Origin of the sequence: Schaalia sp. 19OD2882, assembly GCF_018986735.1 — a bacterium.
Lineage (GTDB): Bacteria > Actinomycetota > Actinomycetes > Actinomycetales > Actinomycetaceae > Pauljensenia.
Genome location: NZ_CP065521.1, coordinates 626,440 through 646,104 on the forward strand (window position 1 = coordinate 626,440; position 19,665 = coordinate 646,104).

The window sequence follows — 19,665 nt, forward strand, 5'->3', positions numbered from 1 at the left end:
CTGGAGAACCCCATGAGCGTCCGCCTGGACAACCTCGAACCCGTCGACATCCGCCCGATCCGCCGAGCCCTCATCTCCGTCCACGACAAGACCGGACTGGAGGAATTCGCCGCTGGCTTGCACGAAGCCGGCGTGCAGATCGTCTCGACGGGCTCCACCGCCGAACGCATTGCCGCCGCAGGAGTTCCCGTGACCCCGGTCGGTGACCTCACCGGTTTCCCGGAGGTCCTCGAAGGACGCGTGAAGACCCTGCACCCGAAGGTCCACGCCGGAATCCTGGCTGACCAACGCAAAGCCGATCATCGTCAGCAGCTGACAGACCTGGACATCGAGGCCTTCGATCTGGTCGTGTGCAACCTGTACCCCTTCAAGGCCACGGTTGACTCGGGTGCCGAATTCGACGAGTGCGTCGAGCAGATCGACATCGGAGGCCCCTCAATGGTGCGCGCTGCCGCGAAGAACCATCCATCGGTGGCTGTGGTGACCTCGCCGGACCGTTATGACGAGGTCGCCGAGGCCGCCAAGGGTGAGGGCCTGTGCTTGGCCGTCCGGCAGAACTTGGCTGCGGAAGCCTTCTTGCACACGGCCACGTACGACATGGCGATCGCCGGATGGTTTGCCAAGGAGCTGGGCCGCGAGGACCTGCTCGAAGAGTTCGACGACGCCTGCGCGGAGCAGCTGGGCGTCGAGGATGACCTGTTCACCCAGATGCTGCAGGGCGTCTTCGGGGCTTCTGATGGCGACCAGGAGCCCGAGGGCCGGTGGGGCGAGGGTGTCGTCATCGACGCGACCTTCGGGGATCTTCCCTTGCGCGTGGGGGAACGTTCCGGCCAGGGCGAGGGCGTCGACGAGGACGAGGGTGGGGCAGCGTTCCCCGAGCTGGTCAGTGACGTCTTCGAACGCTTGGAGATTTTGCGTTACGGCGAGAACCCGCACCAGGGGGCGGCCGTGTACGGCGAATTCGCGGAGATCGACGAGGAGGAGTCGTGGGAGGGGCGCGAGGGGGAGCCTGAGAAGCCCATGGGCCCTGGTGTCGCACATGCACTGCTGCTCAACGGCAAGCCCATGTCCTTCAACAACTACACCGATGGTGATGCGGCGCTGCGCGCCGCCTACGACCATGAGCGCCCGTGTGTGGCGATCATCAAGCACGCCAACCCGTGCGGCATCGCGGTGGCTGATGACATCGCCGAGGCCCACCGAAAGGCGCACGCCTGTGACCCGGTTTCGGCCTTCGGCGGCGTCATCGCGGTCAACCGCGAGGTGAGTGAGGAACTTGCCCGACAGATCGTCCCGATCTTCACCGAGGTCGTCATCGCGCCGGCCTACGCGCCCGAGGCGTTGGAGGTCCTGCGCTCAAAGAAGAACCTGCGGGTGCTGCTGGTGACGCCGCCGGAGCGCAGCGGATACGAGTTCAAGCAGGTCAGCGGTGGTTTCCTGGTCCAGGAGTGTGATGGCGTGGACGCCGAGGGCGACTCTGCGGAGACCTGGACGCTGGCGGCGGGCTCGCCGGCCGACGCTGCCACTTTGGCTGACTTGGAGTTCGCGTGGCGTTCGGTGCGCGCGGTGCGCTCCAACGCGATCCTGGTGGCACGTGACGGCGCCTCGGTGGGAGTCGGCATGGGACAGGTCAATCGTGTGGACTCCTGCAAGTTGGCGGTGGAGCGGGCCAACACCTTGGGCGGGCGCTCCACGGGGGACGCGGGTGCGTCGGCGATCGATTCTGCGGGCGGTGCGCGTGCCGAGGACGTCCTGGCGGCTGCGCCGGAGCGTCGTACCGAGGGGGCGGTGGCAGCCTCGGATGCATTCTTCCCCTTTGCCGATGGGCTGCAGGTGCTCATCGACGCGGGTGTGAAGGCGGTGGTCCAACCCGGAGGTTCGGTGCGCGACCAGGAGTCGATCGACGCCGCCAATGCCGCGGGAATCACCATGTACTTCACAGGGGTGCGTCACTTCGCCCACTGACGCCAAGACTCGGCCTCGTCGAGGTTGTCGAGTCGGCGGACGAATCTCGCGGATGGACGGACGAATCTCGCGGGGAGGGAGGGGCTGTGTTTGAATGAGGCGAATGAGCGCCCATGAACCGACCGATCAGCAGGTCGTGTTGGTCCCCATGCCGCAGCCGGTCCCATGGCCCTTCGCTGACCTTCCGCGCTCGATCCCCGACATCCACGGAGGCCCGAAGGCTGCTGTTCGCGCCTTGGCGTGGCCGGTCGGACCGGTGCTCGCGCTGGCCTGCCTCCTCCAGATCCCGTTGACCGCAGGTTCGACCCTGGTCCCCCTGTTCACCGGACGCGCCCTGGACGCACTCGGCACGGGCGGACCCGAAGCAGCCGTGCCCGACCTGCTGTGGCTCACCGCCTCCGTGGTCATGCTGGTCATCGGATGGGCTCTGTTCGAGGTCTTCGAATCGAACTCATGGGACCGCTCCATGATGTCACTGGCCCGTTCTCTTGGCCGCAGCCTGTCCCTACGCGGCCGCGAGATCCGCCGACGCATCTCACCCGGAGACGTCGTCACCGCCGTCGACCACGACACCACGGTCGTCGGAACGCTGGCCGCCTGGATCCCGAATGCCCTGGGCGCCATGGTGACCGTGCTGGTCGTGGGCGCGCTGATGGTGGTGCGCAGCTGGTCCTTGGGTCTGATGGTCCTTGTCGGACTACCACTGCTGCTGGTCATCACGACGGTGCTGGCTCCTGCCCTCGAAGGACGTCAGAGCCGTGCGCGCGACGCGGACGGCGAATTGAGCACCATCACCACGGACGCCGTCGCCGGCCTTCGCGTCCTGCGGGGCGTGGGCGGCGAGGGCGCATTCGTCGACGCCTACCGCAGCCGCTCACACGCGGTGCGCGACCAGTCGATCAGGGCCGCCCGCATCAGTGCCCTGATCAGCGCCATCAGCCAGAGCGGACCGCTGCTCATCAACGGGGCAGTGATCCTGCACGGCGCCCAACTTGTGGCCGCAGGCGCCATCACCGGCGGCGACCTGGTCGCCTTCGTCGCCTGGATGAACGCCCTCGTCTCCCCCATGCGCACCGTGACCCAGACGGTCAAGACCTACGTGAAGGCGCGGGTGTCGATGCGCAAGATCAGCGCGATCGTCGAAGCGGGCGGCCCGGTTGCCGCCCTCGCCCTCGACGAGCGGGACCCCGCCCTTGTCGAGTCGGACACCGCCAACGAAACCGTGCGCGACTGGAAGGACGTCACCCTCGTCGACGGGATCAGCTCCTTCGCCCCCACGCCCGGGCTGCTCACCGGACTGGTCGCCCCCACACCGGAGGCAGGCGCGCAAGTCCTGTCCCGCTTCGTGGGGGACCAAGCAGGGGCCGCCGCCAACGGCATCCCCGTGCAGGACATTGACGAGGGCGAAGTGCGTCGGCACATCCACTTGCTGGCCTCGGCCGGACACCTGTTCGAAGGGACTCTGCGCGACAACCTGCTGGGCGCTGCGGCCCCCGTCCCCCCGCCGCGCCGCGTCCACGACGTGGTGCCCATCGAAGTCCGCGACCCTTCGAAGGTCGGAGCCCCCGCCCCCACGCCCGAGGTCGGCGACACCCACGTGCTGCTTGACGCCCTGAGGGCGGCTGACGCGGGCGACGCCCTCGACTCGTTGGGGGGACTTTCCGGGATGCTCACCGAGAAGGGACGCAACCTGTCCGGAGGTCAGCGTCAGCGGGTGGCCCTGGCCCGGGCGCTTGCAGCCGACCCGGATGTGCTGTTGCTGGTCGACCCCACATCCGCCCTGGATGCCCACACAGAGGCTCGCATCGGCTCCCGCCTGCCGAAGGCCCGCCGTGGACGTACGACGGTGGTGGTGACCTCCTCGCCGCTGATCCTGGAGCACTGTGACCGTGTGGTCGCTCTTGGGGCCGACGGCACAGTGGTCGCCGTGACCGAAGGAGGTCGCGGATGAGGCTGCCCATCGCCGACGACCGGACGGTTCGCGCCTACCTGGTCGGCCTGTTCAGTGCCAACAGGGGCAGTGTGGCCCTGGTGGTCGTCCTGCAATTGTTGGCCTCCGGGGCGCTGGCCTTGCTGCCCGTCATCATCGGCCAAGTGGTCGACGGGGCACTGGCCGGGACCCTGTCCGCCTCCTCCGATGCCGCGCGGATCATTGCGTTGGTTCTGACGCTGGTGGCGGTCTCGGTGGTGGCGGGCTGGTTGTCGGAGTACAAGGCCATGGCGTTGGGTGAGCACGTGTTCGCCCAGATGAGGGAGCGTCTGGTGGCTTCGGCGATGGCGCTGCCCCTGTCCGTGGTCGAGGAGGCGGGAACCGGCGACCTGCTGGGGCGCACCACTCATGACGTGCCGGCGTTGGACTTCCTGGTCAAACGTGGCACATACCGGATCCTGTACTTGGTGGTGACGGGGGCCACCAGCATCATCACCTCGCTGGTGGTGGCACCCGAACTGGGGTGGATGCTCGTGGCCCAAGTGCTGCTGGCCTGGCCGATCATCGTCTGGTACCTGCGTCGCACGGTGCCCGTCTACCGGTCGAGTTCTGCGCGTTTTGCCCGCCTGTCGGGCATTGTCGCGGAGTCGATCGACGGTGCCGAGTCGGTGCGAGCCCTGGGGATGGGGCGCGTGCGGATGGGGCACCTGTTGTCCCTGGTGGACGAGATCTGGCGCATGGAGTCATACGGGGCGTGGGCACGAATGTTCATGGCCGGCATGCTCATGACCGCCCTGCACGGGGCGACAGTCGCGGCGATCGCCCTGGGCGCTTTGCAGGTGGGCGCCGGGTGGACCAGTGTGGGTGCCGTCTCGACGGTGGTTCTGCTGTCCGCAGGCCTGGTCGACGCCGTGTCCGAGGCCACGTACTGGACCAGCGAGTTCCAGACGGGCTGGGTGTCGCTGGGGCGCATTGCCGGCGTGGAACTGGTCGAGCGCGACCGTTCGGCCTCGGGCCGGACGCCGGCTGACTCCCACATGCGGGCACGCAGCGTCGGATACGCCTACCGGGACGGACACCCGGTGCTCCACGAGGTCGACCTGGACCTGGTGGCGGGGGAGACCTTGGCGATCGTCGGCCCTTCGGGTGCGGGAAAGTCCACGCTGGGGCGTCTGATTGCGGGGATTCACCCGCCCTCGTCGGGCTCGGTCGAGGTCGGGGGTGTGCCGCTGGTCGACTTGGACGAGACCGCCCTGCGTAGCGAGGTCGCCCTGGTCACCCAGGAACATCACGTGTTCGTCGGGTCGATCGCCGACAACCTGCGGATCGCCCGCGCGGATGCCTCTGACCAGGAAGTGCTCGCGGCTCTGGAGTCGGTGGGAGCCGGGGAGTGGGTCGCCGCCCTTGACGAGGGCGCGACCACGAAGGTCGGCTCCGACGGCCTGGAGCTCAGCCCGTCGCAGGCGCAACAACTGGCGCTGGCGCGACTGCTGCTCTTGGACCCGCACACGGTGGTGTTGGACGAGGCGACCTCGTTGATGGATCCGACGGCGGCGCGAACGGTGGAGGCCTCGCTGGGCCGGGCGTTGGAAGGGCGGACGGTCGTGGCAATCGCGCACCGGCTGCACACGGCGCATGATGCGGACCGGATCGCCGTCATGTTGGAGGGGCGGATCGTGGAGCTGGGCACACACGATGAACTGGTGGCCCTGGGCGGCGAGTACGCGTCCCTGTGGAACACGTGGAATCGGCGCTGACATTGCGATTCGGATGCCTTGGGGAAGTGCGGTGCCTTGGGACACCGGCGGGCCGAGCGTCACCGAGACATGATCGCCATCACTTCATTGGTGGGCTGCAGTCCGCCCCCCTCGTCAGAGATCGGTGGTCTCAAGCCACCAATGCACAACTTCCAGAGGCTTGGTACCTCGACCCCTTCGCTCGACCTTCCCCACTCACTCGGTGGGCAGTCCGAGTCTTTGGCGGGCTTGTTCCAGTGTGTAGGAGCACTTCGCCGTGGCCGTGAGATCATTGCTGGCAATCCAGTAGGGCCCGGTGTAGAAGTCCTCCTCCCACGGGCGAAGCCCCACCGCAGCCGCGTAGTCGACCAACATCTGCTGGGTCAAACGCTCGCTCTTGCGCCGACGCCGGTAAGCGGCCTCGTCCTCGAAAGACTGCACAGGCCCACCGGCCTCGAAATACCAATGACCGGGAGTGTTCTCGATCAGATCCACCGACCGCACGAACCCCAAAAACTCCTCAGGCCCCAGCACACGGAACTGGCACCCTCCGAGCTGACCCGGCGCCTCCTTCTTCGGACGAATCGAGCAGAAGAAATAGCCCCGAGTCTTCATGATCGTGCCGGCAAGCATCGCAGTCCTATCGCCCACGCCCTGCCCGAGAGCATGGGCGTCGAAGATGGCCGTCCACCCCGGCGCCCGGGTCGGGGCCAACAAGATCCGAGGACGATAGCCAATGGTCAACGGCTGCAACTGGAGAAGACACTGCTCCAGGCTGCCCGACACCGGAGCAACCCTGCCCTTTGCCAACGTGGGCAGACGATCAATGAACCCCTGCAACGCCAACGCAACCTCACCAGCAGGCGCATTGAGGAACCCAATCGCACACGTCAACGGCTCCAACCTACCCCCGAAGAGCACCATACTGTTCTCCCTTCCTGGTCGACGATCCACGAATGCACGATCGTGTCCGGGTGGTCATGTTGCCGTGGTCGCAGTGTTAACCGGATCATTGCACGACCCCTGTGCGGGAGGAATCCCAATCGCCTGAACCGCAGGAACCTTCAATCCGGACGCTCCAGGCAGTCCCACGCCACGCTTTCCCCGCCGGCGGTGACCCCTGGTGGCACAACGCGAGCCCTTACCGGGACCCGACTCCACGGCCTGCGCCGCTCTCGCCCCCGTGACAGGGCCGCAGTTTCACTCCCACTCGATCGTTGCCGGCGGCTTCGACGTGACGTCCAGGACCACGCGGTTGACTTCCGGCACGGTGTTGGTGATCCGTGTCGAGATCCGGGCCAGTACGTCGTAGGGCAGGCGCGTCCAGTCGGCTGTCATCGCGTCCTCGGATGACACGGGCCGCAGGACGATCGGGTGCCCGTACGTGCGCCCGTCGCCTTGGACGCCGACCGAACGCACGTCGGCCAGCAGCACCACCGGGCACTGCCAGATCTCGGAGTCCAGGCCGGCCGCAGTGAGTTCCTCGCGGGCAATCAGGTCTGCCGCCCGCAGCACGTCCAGACGTTCCTCGGTGACCTCGCCGATGATGCGGATGCCCAGGCCCGGTCCGGGGAAGGGCTGGCGATTGACCAAGTATTCGGGCAATCCCAGTTCGCGTCCAACTGCACGGACCTCGTCCTTGAACAGGGTGCGCAGCGGCTCAACCAATTCGAAGGTCATGTCCTCGGGCAGGCCACCGACATTGTGGTGGCTCTTGATGTTGGCCGCACCCTCGCCGCCGCCAGATTCGACAACATCCGGGTACAGGGTCCCCTGGACCAGGAACTTCACCTCCCCGCCTTCGGCGCCCACCTGCTCGATGACCTGCTTCTGTGCGGACTCGAAGGAACGGATGAATTCGCGGCCGATGATCTTGCGCTTGGCCTCGGGTTCGGTGACGCCCGCCAAGGCGGAGAGGAAACGCTGCGACTCGTCGCAGGTGATGACGCGGATGCCCATCCCGCGCGCGTAGTCGCCCTCGACCTGTTCGCGCTCTCCGGCGCGCAACAGGCCGTGGTCGATGAAGAAGCAGGTCAGTTGGTCGCCGACGGCCTTGTGCACCAGTGCGGCCGCCACAGAGGAGTCCACTCCGCCCGACAGTGCGCAGATGACTTGCGCGTCGCCGACCTGGGCGCGGATGGCTGCGACCTGCTCGTCGACGATGGAGCTGGCGGTCCACGTGGGTTCAAGGCCGGCGCCCTCGTACAGGAAGTTCTTCAGCGCCGCCTGGCCGTGCGCCGAGTGCAGGACCTCGGGGTGCCATTGCAGGCCGAAGAGACGCCGTGAGCGGTCCTCGAAGGCGGCCACTGGCGTTTGCGCGGTCGATGCGGTCACAGCGAATCCGGCGGGGGCGGCTTGGACGGCGTCGCCATGGCTCATCCACACGACCTGGTTGGCGGGGGTCCCACCGAAGAGGCACGAGTCCGCGGCAACCGTGGCGTCGGTGTGCCCGTACTCGCGGGTGCCCGTGCGCCCGACAGCCCCGCCAAGGGCCTGGGCCATGGTCTGGAAGCCGTAGCAGATTCCCAGAACCGGCACGCCCGCCTCGAAGATCGACGGGTCGATGGAGGGGGCGCCGTCCTCGTAGACGGAGGAAGGGCCGCCGGAAAGGATGATCGCCGCCGGATCCTTCGCCAGCACGTCGGCGACGGGCATGGTGTGCGGGACGATCTCGGAGTAGACGGAGGCTTCGCGTACGCGCCGGGCGATCAGCTGGGCGTACTGGGCTCCGAAGTCGACGACGAGGACGGGACGGGGCGCAATCTGGGTCACGTGCCAATCGTACCTGCGCCGGAACTCGGCCCCGACGTTGGCGCGGGTGGGGGACAATGCGTCCATGAGTTCTGCGCGTCCCTCGGATTCCTTGCGGTCCCAGTGGACGAAGTTCGCCATGCACGGTGCGGGCAAACGCGCCCCCGATGGGCGCAAACTCACCGGCGAGGAACTGCGGGCCCTGGACGTGGTCGCGCGGATCAACGCCCCGCTGCTTGCCGCCACCCGGGCCGCCGCCGACGCCGCAAAGTCCCCGGACGTCGGGTGGGTGCTGGGCCAGTTCCTGGACCCGGTCTCGGCTGCCAGCCGTAAGGGCGTGAAGATTCCAGACGTCGACATCCTCATGCGCGCAATCGCCCGGATCGAAGACTTGGCCGCTGGGGTCGACGCGGAGGCTCCTCATGCCCGCACGGTGCCACGTCGAAAACTCCGTGAGGCGCTGGACGGATGGATCGAGGCGGCTCTGGAGCGCCGCAAGGATGCCCGGTGGAAGCAGGTCCAGGGAACTCCGGTGACATTGGCCCAGTTCCGCGCCTGGCGGGAAGCCACCGCCGAGGCGGCAGAGTCCTTGCAGGTGATTCCTCATTTGCCGGTCATTGCCGCATTCGAGCGGGCCCTGTCGATGGTGGTGGCCTGGGACGCAGTGCTGGAGCGGCGTGGGCTCCAGGGCGAACGATTCTCCCTGCGTCGCGAGGTCGTTCGCCTGCACAACTGGCCGGGTGACCAGTGGCGCGACGGGGATGATTTCGCGGCCGCCCAGAACCGCTTCCACCGGCGGCTTCGCAAGGCCCGTAAGTTGGCTGCCGACCCCGTGCGTGACCGGGTGATGGAGCGCGCCTTGTACCTGCGTGAGGGACTGCTGCTGGGCGAGGTCGAGCCGGTCGACTGGTTCCTTGCCGTGTGCCGTTTCCGTTGGGCGGTGCCCGAGGCCCTGGACGTGCGTGCGCAGATCAGCACGTGGCGTTTCGTCGAGTGGCTTGCGCGGTGGGGACGCCCGAGTCCTGCCCGCGTCCACGAAGACGTGCCCGCGTGGGTGGGTCGTGCCTTGGATCCTCGCGACATCCCTGCGGAACTACTGACCGCCGTGTCGGGGCCGCGCATCATGATCGATCTTGACGAGGACGTGGTCACTGCCCTGCCGCCCGGGTGCAAGGTACTGCGTCTGGTCCTGTCGGCACGCGGTCCTTTGGGGCCGGACTGGACGGTGTACTGGGTGGAGTCCGAGTGGGAGGATTCGCGCCCGATCCTGGACCTGGTGGAGTCGGAGAAGTTGCATCCGGAGGTCCTTTTCGTTTCGGACGAGCGGCCCAGTGACTTGGCCGAAGTGGTCGGTCCCTTCTTGGACAGGGCTTTCCAGATCCCGACCCATGCTTTGACTGCTCACTCCCACACCCCGGGGGTCTTGCCCATGCCCGAGTGGTTCCCCTACGGAGTCCCGGGTCGGGCCGCCGAGGAGTCTGCCAGCGCCAGGTCCTGAGGGTTTCCGGGCCGCGGTCGCGCCCAGCAGGCTGCAGCCGTCGGCGCTCCAGGCAATCCAAGTCGCCCTCGGCCTCCGAGCCGTCACCAAGACCACCGTCACCGCCCGGTCATCCTCGGTCTCGACATGGGACTGGTGTTCCACCCCCCAGATCCTCCCGTGGAGGTCGGACCGGCCATGGCGTGGCGCGCGCCGCGAACTCACCCGCGCGCAGCAGACCTTCCCGGATCGGGTGAGGGAGAACTTCCAGCCCCGCCCTCGTCAAGGAAGGAAATGACGTCGCGCAGGCTGGGCAGGACCGCCGCGGTCAAGGCCCGGTGGGCCCGGTCTGGGGTCTTCATGTCGGGCACGCACACGACGGTCATGCCGGCGGCGTGGCCGGCCTCGATGCCCATCTCTGAATCCTCCAGGACCAGACAGTTCTCCGGCGGGACGCCCAGCCGACTTGCGGCAAGCAGGAAGATCTCCGGGTCGGGTTTGCTGCGGGTGACTTCCTCGCCATGCGCGCTGGTACGGAAATGCTCCGCAATCCCATGCGCTTCAAGCATCGACCACACGCGCGTGCGCGGCGAGGAAGAGGCCACCGCCACCGCGAGGCCCTTGAGTCGCAGGTGGTCGAGCAGTTCGACGGCGCCCGGCTTCAGGGCAATCCCCTGGGTGCGCACACGCAATTCCTCGGCCTCGATCCTCTTGCACGCCTCCTCATGTGAAAGCGGCAGGTGGTAGATCCTTTGGAATGCGCTGACGATCTCCGGAATCGGGGTTCCCGCGTGGGCTGACAGGTAGTCGGCCGTCGTGAAGTCGTGCCCGTGGTCGGCCAGAAGGTTCCGGTAGATGGTGAAGAACACGGACTCCGAGTCGACCAACAGGCCGTCGAAGTCGAACAGGACTGCGGTGATCAAAGGAGCCTCCTGAAGGTGTCGCGTCGAAGCGACCCTATCAACCGCACCGACCGGCCCAACCGGCAGGCGGCGAAAACCGGTGCGGCTCCGTCGTTTTCGCTTCAAAGGCCACACGTGGCTTCGCGTGTGGTGGCGCCTTCGGGGCGTGGAAGGGCCGGAGGTGTCCTGGAGGCCATGTGCCGGAATCGGAGGAGGCACATTCGCCGTGCCACAGAGGCGGACCTCGTGCCCACCTCAGAACAGGTGGCCGCCTCCCAGCGCCGAGTTCTTCACGCGTTCCTCCACCAGCCACTGGATCATCCCGGGGTCGTGGTGGTCGAAGATGCGTGGGAACGCCCCGTCATCGATCGATGCGAAGGCCTGCATCTCGGCCTCGTCCAAGACGAAGTCGAAGACGTCGAAGTTTTCCACCATGCGTTCTCGACGAACGGACTTCGGGATGACGACGACGCCCTGCTGCATGAGGGCGCGCAGGGCGACCTGACCGGCGGTCTTCCCGTGAGCCGCTCCGATCCGGGTGAGTGTCGGATGCGTGAAGATTCCTCCCCGTCCCTCGGCGAAGGGGGCCCACGCCTCGTGGATGATCTTCAAGGATGTCATCTGCTCGTGTGCCGCGGATTCCTGGCGGAAAGGATGCGTCTCGACTTGGTTGACGGCCGGCGGAATCCGTGTGAGCAGGGCGATGTCGATCAGGCGCTCGGGGTAGAAGTTCGAGACTCCGATCGCACGTACCTGTCCGGCATCGACGGCTTCTTCCAGAGCCCTGTACGCCCCGGGGTAGTCGCCGATGGGCTGGTGCAGCAGAACCAGGTCGATGTAGTCGGTTCGAAGGTCCTTGAAGCTCTGCTCGAGCGAGGCGGCCGCGCGATCGTGATTCATGTTCGACGGCGAGATCTTCGTCGTGAGGAAAACGTCCTCACGTGCGATTCCGCTGTCGGAGACACCTTGGCCGACGCCGGCCTCGTTGCCGTAGGACTGTGCCGTGTCGATCAGGCGGTACCCCACTTCCAGGGCATCTCGCACACACCGAGCGGTCTCGTCTGGCGGGGTCTGGAACACACCGTATCCGAGCATCGGCATCACGGCGCCCGTGTTCAAGGTGACGGTGAGCATGACTTGTCCTCCTGAGAATGATGGGCACACATTGCGTCCGGGTGCGGCGTCTTCGTGGCGCGCGGGTCCTGTGCCGACCATTTTCTCACCCAGGCCTCGATCCTCCAGGGCTTGCGCGCGCAAAGTGTCACGCCTTGTGTCTTCCAGGTGGATGTCTGTGCAGGTCGGCTCATGCGAATCGTCGTGCAGGAGTGTCGAGGTGAAGGCATGACAGGTCGGGACCTGACCTGAAGAGCGCTGGTGACCTCGTCGACGACGCTTCGCAGCCTGGACTGGGCATGGTCCGGATCGCCCGCCAGCACGAAGCCGTGCAATGGTCGCCATGAATGGAGGCTGCTGCGGACGGTGGCGCGGTCGGCTGGACATGCGGCGCGCGCCCGAAGGGCCCGCCAGGACAACCTGTAGGGGCTGGCAGAGTTCGTGACCAAGCCGATGTCGGTGCCATGTGCCGCATTGAGGTCTGCGATGCGGCGATGCACGCGCGTGAGGAAGTCTTGAGGGCCGTGCGCTCGACCAGACGCGACGGTGACCTTCGCTGGCAACGCAGTGAACGCAACCTCATGAGCGCATTCGCCTTGCTGCCGGCCCAGGGGCCCGCCATGAAGTTCACGGTGACCGCACTGGTCAAGGAAGTCGACATGGACAAGTCGACCTTCGACCTGCATCACCCGGATGTGCGCAGCCTCGCGCAGGCCTGCGCCGCCCAGGTGGCAGATGAACTGGTCGACGAGGTCGACGCGCGCGGCCCGCCGGCTCCGTATCTTCAGTGACCCGAGGGTTTCATCCGCGGATTCATCGCGTGTCTGGACGACCCGCACGGGTGCCGGCGGGCCGGGGAGCCTCTTGCCAACCAACTGCTCGACCCCTTCATGAATCGACCGGTCGAGAGGATCGAGTCCGAGGTGGCAACCCTGCCGGTCCACCACCGACTCCCACCGGTCCGGGTTCGCTTCACGTCCGTCCACTGGCTTCATGGGGACGGTCCCGTGCCTGCTGGATCGGGATCGCGCCGGCCCGGAGGGCGAGGTCGGGGCCGCCTAGGCGAAACTCTTGGACTGACGGGTGGACTGTCGAGCCTTGGAACCCAGAACACTGTCCTGGTGCCGACATTGCTGTCCTGCTACCGACGTCGCAACGTCGGTACGAATACCGCAACGTCGGTAGGAGCGCCGCCGCCAATAATCTCTGGATCTCAAATGGCAGGTTTGCAGGTCGTGCCGAGTGATGGCCGAAGGTTTCAGCGCTTCCAAGCGATCACTGCCCATGCTGTCGCGCTCGCCGTTTTCTTGGTGAGGTCCAAGTTGGGTCGTGTACCCACTCCGCAGGCCGCCTGAACTGGATGCCGTCAACCGTGAACTGGTCCGGCAGTTGACTCTGCCGGATCTTGTTCTCGCCAATCGAGAACGAGCTCGGGAGCAAGGATTTGAGTTCATTGGAATGACGGTTCGGCGGGAAGGCAGCCACCAGAGTGACAGTGCTGTTCAGGCGCCGTACAGTTCTGATCGCCGGTGCCATGTCACTGTCTGCGGAGATGATCAGTGCCATGTCCATGTTGCCCTGAAGTGCGTCGGAAACCAGCTGAACGGCAATGTTCACATCCGTCTCCTTCTCCTCGTAGGTCACATACTCCAACTCACAATTGTGGCATTTGCGAGTCTTTCTCTGGTATCGCCCTTGGACGACCTGGAGAACATCGGGATGCTTGCGTTTCATCGCGTCGATGTGGTGCGCCTGTCGACTTGCTGCCGGGGGATCGTCCAGAACGCTGGAGGTGAAGTAGTAGACCTTGGTCAGGTCTGCCGCCGGCCGCATGCGTCGTACCAGCTCCACGACGTCGAGCCACAGGTACTTGCAGTGCGCTTGATCATGAAGACCGTGGTACAAGTTGAACCCATCGATGTAGGCAATCAACCTCTCGCCTCGCGACACATCGCACATGCCTACTCCTCCTAGGTGCCATCGCTGCGATCATTGTCTCATTTGAGCTGAACATGCGGCAGAATCGGCTATCATGGGTATCACCCCGCCTGGTTGTCTCCCGCCAGCCAGTGCCCGACGCCCGCCAGCACTGGCGGGCGTCTTTGTGTGTGGCGACGATGCACACTTGGCGGCGAGTGGTGGTTCGTGGTTCGGAGCTCAGGGCGGCCGCTGGAGGTCGAGATCATCGCGGACTGCAAGGCGCGATCGACATTGCTGTATTGCTACCGGTGTTGCTGTCTTCCTACCGACGTCGCAACGTCGGTGGGAGCGCATCAACGTCGGTGGCGGCGCTTCGACATCGGGTGGCGACACAGCGCCCTCGTTGCCCCTTGTCGTCCCCGTCAACTATTTCCTCATGTCACAGCCACTTTCGGCGCTTGGGCCACGCCAGTGACCCCAAGGCGACCAGGGCTCTCAGAACCGCCACCGCCGGGTGGCCCCACCACGTGTCCAGCTTCGGCATGTGAGTGAAGTTCATGCCATACCAGTCCACGATCAAGGTCAATGGCACGAAGATCGCCGTGGCCACCGTCAGCACCGTCATGATGTGGTTCTGCTGGACGTCCAGGTGCATCTTGTGCAGGTCCCGCATCTGCATGGCCTGGTCGCGCAGCTTCTCCAGACGACCAGCGATCGCGCGGAAGTAGTGCAGCTCATGGTCCTGGAAGAAGGAGTTCTCGTTCTCCTCCAGGAAGCGGGCAAGGTCGGGTCGGCGGCATCGGTTGACGACAGGGAGTGAACAGTGTTCACTGAACAGTGTTCAGTTGCACTTCGGTGCGGCCCCGTGTGCGCGGGACAGGGGGAGGCAAGATGCCCAAGCGAATGATCGACCGCGAGGCCCTGGTCGACCACGCCTACCGGATCGCCCAGGAGGAAGGGCTGTCCCAATTGTCCGTGCGCAAACTCGCCTCCGCCTGCGGGATCGCCGTGGGATCCGTCTACACCCACTTCCCCTCCAAGACGGACCTGACCAACGCCGTCATCGGCCACCACTTCACCGAGGCAGTCGTCGCCGACTTCTGCCACATGCGACCCGGCGAAGGCTTCGTCGCCTACCTGCGACGCCTGGAAGGTGCCATGCACAAGGTCCTGGCCACCTACCGGCGGACCTGGCTGGAGGAGATCCAACGCCTTCCCTACGAGGAACGGCTGATCGGGCACCAAGCAGAAGCCCGACACTTCGCCCACATCTCCATAGGCCTGTTGCAGGTCCTGGCCGCGGACCCGCAGGTCGACCGCTCTCGACTGGTCGGTCCACTGTCACCCGAGGCGCTGTGCGACATGGTCACGGACCATCTGATCGCTGCCCTTCGTCAAGGATCCTCCAGCCAAACCCTCATCGCCCTGATCGAAAATGCCCTGTACCCAGTGGCAACGACCAGCGGCAACGCCCCGACAGGGGCCAACACCTCGCGCCACACCGGTACCGCAATTCACTCCGCGGAAGGAGTCCAACGATGACACCCATGGTTGCCTGCGCCGCCACAGCCATCACCACAGCACTGGTCATGTACACCATCGGAGTCTTCGCACAGCGCCGCACAGGAACCCTTCATCCGCGACACCTCGTCCTTTTCGTCCTCGGCCTGCTGTTCGATGGCGTGGGCACCACGATCATGTCCGCTGTGGCAGGTGCCCAAGGCACCTCGGCCAGCCCCCTGCACGCGGCCTCCGGAGTGGCGGCACTGGCCCTCATGGCCCTGCACACCATCTGGGCAGGCGTCATCCTGTGGCGCAGGAAGCGCCAATGGGTCGCGGGCTTCCACCGCTTCAGCGTGGTCGTCTGGCTGTTCTGGCTGGTCCCGTACGTCATCGGGATGCTGCTGGGCATCCCCGTCATCGCCCTGTCCGACACCGCGGTCACAGTCGCCGCAGTGGCTGTCGTTGCCGTCATCGCCCTGGCACTGGCAGTGGCGGAGGGCGCCCTCGACTGCCGTGTCGACAGGAAGTCCCTGCTGCTGGTCGCCGGAATCGTGTGGGTCGTCGCCGGTGCCAACGTCATGGCGATAGGCGTGGGCGCCACACGCTCGGTCAACTCCTCCTCGATCCTCGTGGTCCTGGGTCTCATCGCGGCAGGGGTGGCGGTTTTCACCGCATTCCACACGATGTTCGGTCGACTCCTCGTGCGCAATGCGGCGCGGATCCGCGCCCTGGAGGCCGAACGTCACGCCCCGTGGCGATTCCTGGACCTTCGCGGCTGGATCGTCATGAGCGTGATGATCGCCCTGGGATTCGGCTTGAGAGCCACAGGCATGGTCCCCGGATGGTTCTTCGCGTTCTTCTACACGGGATTGGGCGCGGCGCTGGCACTGACAGGAGTCGGCTTCCTCATGCACCGCGTCCAGGGCGCCGGCTGGACCTTCCACCGCAGCCGCCAGGCGGCGTGAGGTCAGCGGCGGCAGGCGTCGTGGGATGCGTGCCGCATGCGGTCGACCAGCCCGGCGCCCTCGTCAAGTGGCATCACAAGGAAGCGCGCCCCCTGCTGCGGCCCAACGCCATGCCCACCACCGCAATGGCGACGGCGAACAGCGCGGTGATCCCACAATCGACCAGCAACGGAGCCAGCACCCGGGTGGATGCGTCGATCGCGTCCTGGGCCCCCTGGATCGCGCTGGTCGCCCAGAACGCGGGCGTCAGCTTCGACGCCGTGATCACCGGGGCCGGGAGCAAGTCCGCAGGAACCCACGCACCCGACAAGAATGCGAGAAGCATTCCGCCGATGTTCGCCACCGCATTGGCCGCCTCCACACTGGTGCCCAACTGGCCCAGCAGGAATCCGATCGACACGCCCACCAGGGTGTACGCACCCAAGGACAAGGCGACGATTCCCAGCAGAGCAACATTGGCCGCGCTCACGTGCCCCGAGGCGAAGAGGATGGTGGACAGGCCCACGATCCACGTCCAGCCGACCAGGCCGACCACCAGGCACGCGGCCAGCAGGCCCACGCTGCGTCCACGTGCCGTCTGGGGCGAGGCCAACAGACGCGAGCGCGTCGCCCGGCGGCTGAGCGAGGCCATCATGGTCGCGATCATGACCACCGAGAACGCCAACAACGGATAGGTCGACATCTTCGCCATGACCACGAAGGAATCCGGCAGGGCGCCGGCGCGGCTGGCGATGAGGACCGCCTTGGACGTGGCCGAGGTCGACTGGTCCGCAGCGTCGGCGGCCGCCTGGGCGCTGGCGCCCACACGCAGGTTGTCCTTGGCGTGCTCCACCCACGTGTTCACGGTCAGTTCTTCCAAGCGCCCGTACGCCGAGTCAGGGCTGACGATGGTCTGCAACGTCGGTTTGGCGGCTCCGGTTGTCGCAGCATTTTGCAGGGAGTCGCCGAAACCCTTCGGGATCACCAGGATGAATTCGGTGCGGGCCTTGGCCACCGCGTCCTGCATGGCCACCCGGTCGTCCTGCAGGGGCGCGACCTCACCGGAGTTCTCCACGTGGGCGCGCAGGGCCTTCGAGATCGTGGACTCGTCCCTGTCGATGACGGACACGACGGTGTGGTGCTCCTTGAGCTGTGTCGGGTCGTCCGTATTGGCATTTGCCAAGCCCGACAGGACGCCGAACATGCTGAGTGCCACCAGGTAGACCAGGCCGTACCTCCAGTGTGCGGCCGCGATCTTCAGGGCAGTCTTACAAGTGGTCATGGCTCATCCTCCTCATGCGCACCAGGGCAAGGGCCAGGAACAGGGCGCCCATGCCCACCAGGACCAGGCAACTGGTCGCGAAGGGGCGCAAGGTGTCGTAGTACAGCAGCCCGTAGAAGGCGTGGGTCGCCTGCCACAGGGGGTTGATCCACGCCAGGACAGGGGCGTGAGTTTCGACGGCATCCGCGATCCTCATCGTGGGCGGGCCGTACAGGCCCGTCAGCAGCGACAGGGGAGTCGTGATGATTGCCACCGCGGTCCCCGACATCTTGGGGAATGTCCCCATCAGGGCGCCCGCCCCGGCAGCCATGAAGGACGAGGCTGCGATCACGACGAACCCCAGGTACCAGTGGCTTCCGAAGTGGGTGCCCGCGATGAACCGCATGACCAGGAACACCGGAGTCGTGTACAGGAAGGCGCCCACCCAGGCCGCTGCCAAGGTTGCGACGGTCGTCTTCCACCGGGGCACTGCCGCCATGGTGCGTCTGGCGCCCAACGCGCCGCTGGGCGCCATGAGACCGTTGACGGCTCGCAGGGGGATGGACATGCCCATGCCTGCACTGAGCGCCAACAGGGCGAAGTAGTAGCGCGCACTGGAGTCGGCGCCGGGTGGGGTCACCTGGAGTCTCTCGGTGAAGGTCTCCTTGTCCTTGGCAACGGCAAGTTGCTGGGGCGATGCCCCGGACAGGACCAGGGCCTTGTGCTCGGCGGCGGTCTGCGTGTAGACGTCCAAGGCGCGCCGCAGGGCGATGGCCGCCGTCTTCGAATTGCCTTCGCTGGTCAGGTGCAGGACGGGAACACCGTCCTCGGCGACCACGTAACCAATGGTGGTGCCGGACCTGGCGGCTGCGTCGACCTCGTCAACGGTGTCGTAGGACATGAGGTTGGCGAAGTGGTACTCCCCGTCCTTGTCCGCGAAGATCGACATGACCTGCCCCAGACCCGGTTCGGCCTGCCACGCCGCATCGTCGACCACGCCCAGGGGCTGTGGGCCGATGGTCACTGTCTTGCCGATGTTCGCGAACATCGTCATGAAGATGAAGGTGAGGATCAAAGGGAACAACAGTGCCCAGACCAGGACCGCTCCCGTCCTGTTCAGTCGCAAGAACTCGTATGAGAAGACGGCACGCATGTCAGGCCTCGTCCCTCAACTGTCGCCCGGTGATCTCCAGGAAGACCTCGTTCAGGGTCGGAGGCTCGGAGGTCACCCGGCCCATGGTCACCCCCGTTCCATGCAGCACCTCCAGGACGTCGCTGAGGTTGTGGGCGCCGGACAAGCACTCGATGAGCAAGTCGGAACCGTCGACGGAGGCCTTGCGGACGTGCTCCAGTGCTTCGATGGCGCCCACCAGGGGATCCGGCACGGGGCTGGGGGAGAGGACCTCGATGCGGATCCTCTCTCCCGTGCCGATCATCGCCTTGAGTTCACTGGCGGTGCCCGCCGCCACCTGCGTGCCGTGGTCGACGATGAAGATGCGGTGGCACAATTCCTCGACCTCCTCCATGTAGTGGCTGGTGTAGACGATCGTCGCCCCCTGCTCGTTCAGGCGTTTGATGCCGTCCAGGATGGCGTTGCGGCTCTGCGGGTCCACGGCAACCGTCGGCTCGTCCAAGAAGATGAGCTCCGGCTGATGGGCGATTCCGCAGGCAATGTTCAGGCGGCGCAGCAGGCCGCCGGAGAGCTTCTTCGGGCGGAACTTCGTGAACTTTTCCAGGCCGACGAATTCAATGGCCGCATCCACGAGGTGTCGACGTCGAGCCGAGTCACTGACGTACAGGGCGCAGAAGGCGTCGATGTTCTCCCGCACGGTGAGCTCGTCGAAGACGGCGACGTCCTGCGGCACCACGCCGATACGTGCCTTGAGGTCGTAGGCGCCGGCCCGCATCGGCTGGCCGAAGACCCGGATGTCACCCTTGTCGTAGGTGAGCAACTGCAGGATGCAGTTGATCGTCGTGGTCTTGCCGGAACCGTTGGGGCCCAGCAGGCCCAGGATTTCGCCGCGTTCGATGTCCAGGGAAAGGGTGTCCACGGCGACCAGTTCGCCGTAGCGCTTGACCAGGCCCTTGACCTGGACCGCCAGAGGCGGTGCTTGCAGATTCGCGTCCGACATGGCCGCTCCTTCCATAGCGTCGATGGCGCCC

At 66.1% G+C, this 19,665-nt stretch carries 16 protein-coding genes; 7 read left to right on the forward strand and 9 right to left on the reverse strand.

Annotated elements, in window-relative coordinates; genetic code table 11:
- Window positions 1-12 precede the first annotated feature (12 nt).
- The 3 genes from I6B53_RS02675 (at window position 13) to I6B53_RS02685 (ending at window position 5,652) form a co-directional block, all read left to right on the forward strand.
- Entirely contained in the window at window positions 13-1,965 is a 1,953-nt protein-coding gene (locus tag I6B53_RS02675) for a bifunctional phosphoribosylaminoimidazolecarboxamide formyltransferase/inosine monophosphate cyclohydrolase (protein WP_216764726.1), read from the forward strand.
- Window positions 1,966-2,068: 103 nt separating this feature from the next.
- Entirely contained in the window at window positions 2,069-3,916 is a 1,848-nt protein-coding gene (locus I6B53_RS02680; RefSeq protein ID WP_216764727.1) for an ABC transporter ATP-binding protein, read from the forward strand.
- Window positions 3,913-5,652 (forward strand): ABC transporter ATP-binding protein, encoded by a 1,740-nt coding sequence (locus I6B53_RS02685; RefSeq protein ID WP_216764728.1) that lies wholly within the window; start codon window positions 3,913-3,915, stop codon window positions 5,650-5,652. Before I6B53_RS02680 ends, I6B53_RS02685 begins: the two co-directional genes overlap by 4 nt.
- A 195-nt stretch (window positions 5,653-5,847) precedes the next feature.
- On the opposite strand, the gene I6B53_RS02690 is transcribed toward I6B53_RS02685, so the two are convergent.
- Window positions 5,848-6,525 (reverse strand): hypothetical protein, encoded by a 678-nt coding sequence (locus I6B53_RS02690; protein ID WP_216764729.1) that lies wholly within the window; start codon window positions 6,523-6,525, stop codon window positions 5,848-5,850.
- A 306-nt stretch (window positions 6,526-6,831) separates the two neighbouring features.
- On the reverse strand, window positions 6,832-8,403 hold the full coding sequence (gene guaA / locus I6B53_RS02695) for a glutamine-hydrolyzing GMP synthase (protein WP_216764730.1): 1,572 nt from the start codon (window positions 8,401-8,403) through the stop codon (window positions 6,832-6,834).
- 64 nt (window positions 8,404-8,467) lie between these two features.
- Here guaA and I6B53_RS02700 point away from each other — a divergent pair, with 64 nt between their 5' ends.
- Window positions 8,468-9,880 (forward strand): hypothetical protein, encoded by a 1,413-nt coding sequence (locus tag I6B53_RS02700; protein ID WP_216764731.1) that lies wholly within the window; start codon window positions 8,468-8,470, stop codon window positions 9,878-9,880.
- A 200-nt stretch (window positions 9,881-10,080) separates the two neighbouring features.
- Here the strand turns inward: I6B53_RS02700 and I6B53_RS02705 are convergent, their stop codons facing one another.
- Both I6B53_RS02705 and I6B53_RS02710 read right to left on the reverse strand, forming a co-directional pair.
- Window positions 10,081-10,782 (reverse strand): HAD family phosphatase, encoded by a 702-nt coding sequence (locus tag I6B53_RS02705; RefSeq protein WP_216764732.1) that lies wholly within the window; start codon window positions 10,780-10,782, stop codon window positions 10,081-10,083.
- A gap of 234 nt (window positions 10,783-11,016) precedes the next feature.
- Window positions 11,017-11,895, reverse strand: a complete 879-nt coding sequence (locus tag I6B53_RS02710) for an aldo/keto reductase (RefSeq protein WP_216764733.1) — start codon at window positions 11,893-11,895, stop codon at window positions 11,017-11,019.
- A gap of 443 nt (window positions 11,896-12,338) precedes the next feature.
- On the opposite strand from I6B53_RS02710, the gene I6B53_RS02715 reads away from it, so the two are divergent.
- The gene (locus I6B53_RS02715) at window positions 12,339-12,665 is read left to right on the forward strand and encodes a hypothetical protein (RefSeq protein ID WP_216764734.1); all 327 of its coding nucleotides are present in this window, start codon (window positions 12,339-12,341) and stop codon (window positions 12,663-12,665) included.
- Between the two features lie 484 nt (window positions 12,666-13,149).
- Here I6B53_RS02715 and I6B53_RS02720 read toward each other — a convergent pair whose 3' ends face one another.
- Both I6B53_RS02720 and I6B53_RS02725 read right to left on the reverse strand, forming a co-directional pair.
- Window positions 13,150-13,833 (reverse strand): NYN domain-containing protein, encoded by a 684-nt coding sequence (locus I6B53_RS02720; protein ID WP_216764735.1) that lies wholly within the window; start codon window positions 13,831-13,833, stop codon window positions 13,150-13,152.
- Window positions 13,834-14,233: 400 nt separating this feature from the next.
- Window positions 14,234-14,632 carry a CorA family divalent cation transporter gene (locus I6B53_RS02725; RefSeq protein WP_216765304.1) on the reverse strand — a complete coding sequence of 133 codons (399 nt, stop codon included), beginning with the start codon at window positions 14,630-14,632 and terminating at the stop codon, window positions 14,234-14,236.
- A gap of 53 nt (window positions 14,633-14,685) precedes the next feature.
- Between I6B53_RS02725 and I6B53_RS02730 the strand changes: the two genes are divergently transcribed.
- Together I6B53_RS02730 and I6B53_RS02735 are read left to right on the forward strand one after the other, a co-directional pair.
- Window positions 14,686-15,336: a TetR/AcrR family transcriptional regulator gene (locus tag I6B53_RS02730; protein WP_216764736.1), complete on the forward strand. Its 651-nt coding sequence runs from the start codon at window positions 14,686-14,688 to the stop codon at window positions 15,334-15,336.
- Window positions 15,333-16,262: an HsmA family protein gene (locus tag I6B53_RS02735; RefSeq protein ID WP_216764737.1), complete on the forward strand. Its 930-nt coding sequence runs from the start codon at window positions 15,333-15,335 to the stop codon at window positions 16,260-16,262. Before I6B53_RS02730 ends, I6B53_RS02735 begins: the two co-directional genes overlap by 4 nt.
- Window positions 16,263-16,335: 73 nt before the next feature.
- Here I6B53_RS02735 and I6B53_RS02740 read toward each other — a convergent pair whose 3' ends face one another.
- The 3 genes from I6B53_RS02740 to I6B53_RS02750 are packed head-to-tail and all read right to left on the reverse strand — an operon-like array spanning window position 16,336 to window position 19,649.
- On the reverse strand, window positions 16,336-17,523 hold the full coding sequence (locus I6B53_RS02740; RefSeq protein ID WP_216764738.1) for an ABC transporter permease: 1,188 nt from the start codon (window positions 17,521-17,523) through the stop codon (window positions 16,336-16,338).
- Window positions 17,510-18,655, reverse strand: a complete 1,146-nt coding sequence (locus I6B53_RS02745) for an ABC transporter permease (RefSeq protein WP_216764739.1) — start codon at window positions 18,653-18,655, stop codon at window positions 17,510-17,512. Before I6B53_RS02745 ends, I6B53_RS02740 begins: the two co-directional genes overlap by 14 nt.
- A 1-nt stretch (window position 18,656) precedes the next feature.
- Complete coding sequence (locus I6B53_RS02750) at window positions 18,657-19,649, reverse strand: ABC transporter ATP-binding protein (RefSeq protein ID WP_216765305.1); 993 nt, start codon at window positions 19,647-19,649, stop codon at window positions 18,657-18,659.
- Window positions 19,650-19,665: the final 16 nt, after the last annotated feature.

Bases quoted from the DNA above. Each gene is read 5' to 3' on its own strand.
- I6B53_RS02675 (WP_216764726.1), top strand. From the start codon at position 13: ATGAGCGTCCGCCTGGACAACCTCGAACCCGTCGACATCCGCCCGATC.
- I6B53_RS02680 (WP_216764727.1), top strand. From the start codon at position 2,069: ATGAGCGCCCATGAACCGACCGATCAGCAGGTCGTGTTGGTCCCCATG.
- I6B53_RS02685 (WP_216764728.1), top strand. From the start codon at position 3,913: ATGAGGCTGCCCATCGCCGACGACCGGACGGTTCGCGCCTACCTGGTC.
- I6B53_RS02700 (WP_216764731.1), top strand. From the start codon at position 8,468: ATGAGTTCTGCGCGTCCCTCGGATTCCTTGCGGTCCCAGTGGACGAAG.
- I6B53_RS02710 (WP_216764733.1), bottom strand. From the start codon at position 11,895: ATGCTCACCGTCACCTTGAACACGGGCGCCGTGATGCCGATGCTCGGA.
- I6B53_RS02715 (WP_216764734.1), top strand. From the start codon at position 12,339: ATGTGCCGCATTGAGGTCTGCGATGCGGCGATGCACGCGCGTGAGGAA.
- I6B53_RS02720 (WP_216764735.1), bottom strand. From the start codon at position 13,833: ATGTGCGATGTGTCGCGAGGCGAGAGGTTGATTGCCTACATCGATGGG.
- I6B53_RS02730 (WP_216764736.1), top strand. From the start codon at position 14,686: ATGCCCAAGCGAATGATCGACCGCGAGGCCCTGGTCGACCACGCCTAC.
- I6B53_RS02735 (WP_216764737.1), top strand. From the start codon at position 15,333: ATGACACCCATGGTTGCCTGCGCCGCCACAGCCATCACCACAGCACTG.
- I6B53_RS02740 (WP_216764738.1), bottom strand. From the start codon at position 17,523: ATGACCACTTGTAAGACTGCCCTGAAGATCGCGGCCGCACACTGGAGG.
- I6B53_RS02745 (WP_216764739.1), bottom strand. From the start codon at position 18,655: ATGCGTGCCGTCTTCTCATACGAGTTCTTGCGACTGAACAGGACGGGA.
- I6B53_RS02750 (WP_216765305.1), bottom strand. From the start codon at position 19,649: ATGGAAGGAGCGGCCATGTCGGACGCGAATCTGCAAGCACCGCCTCTG.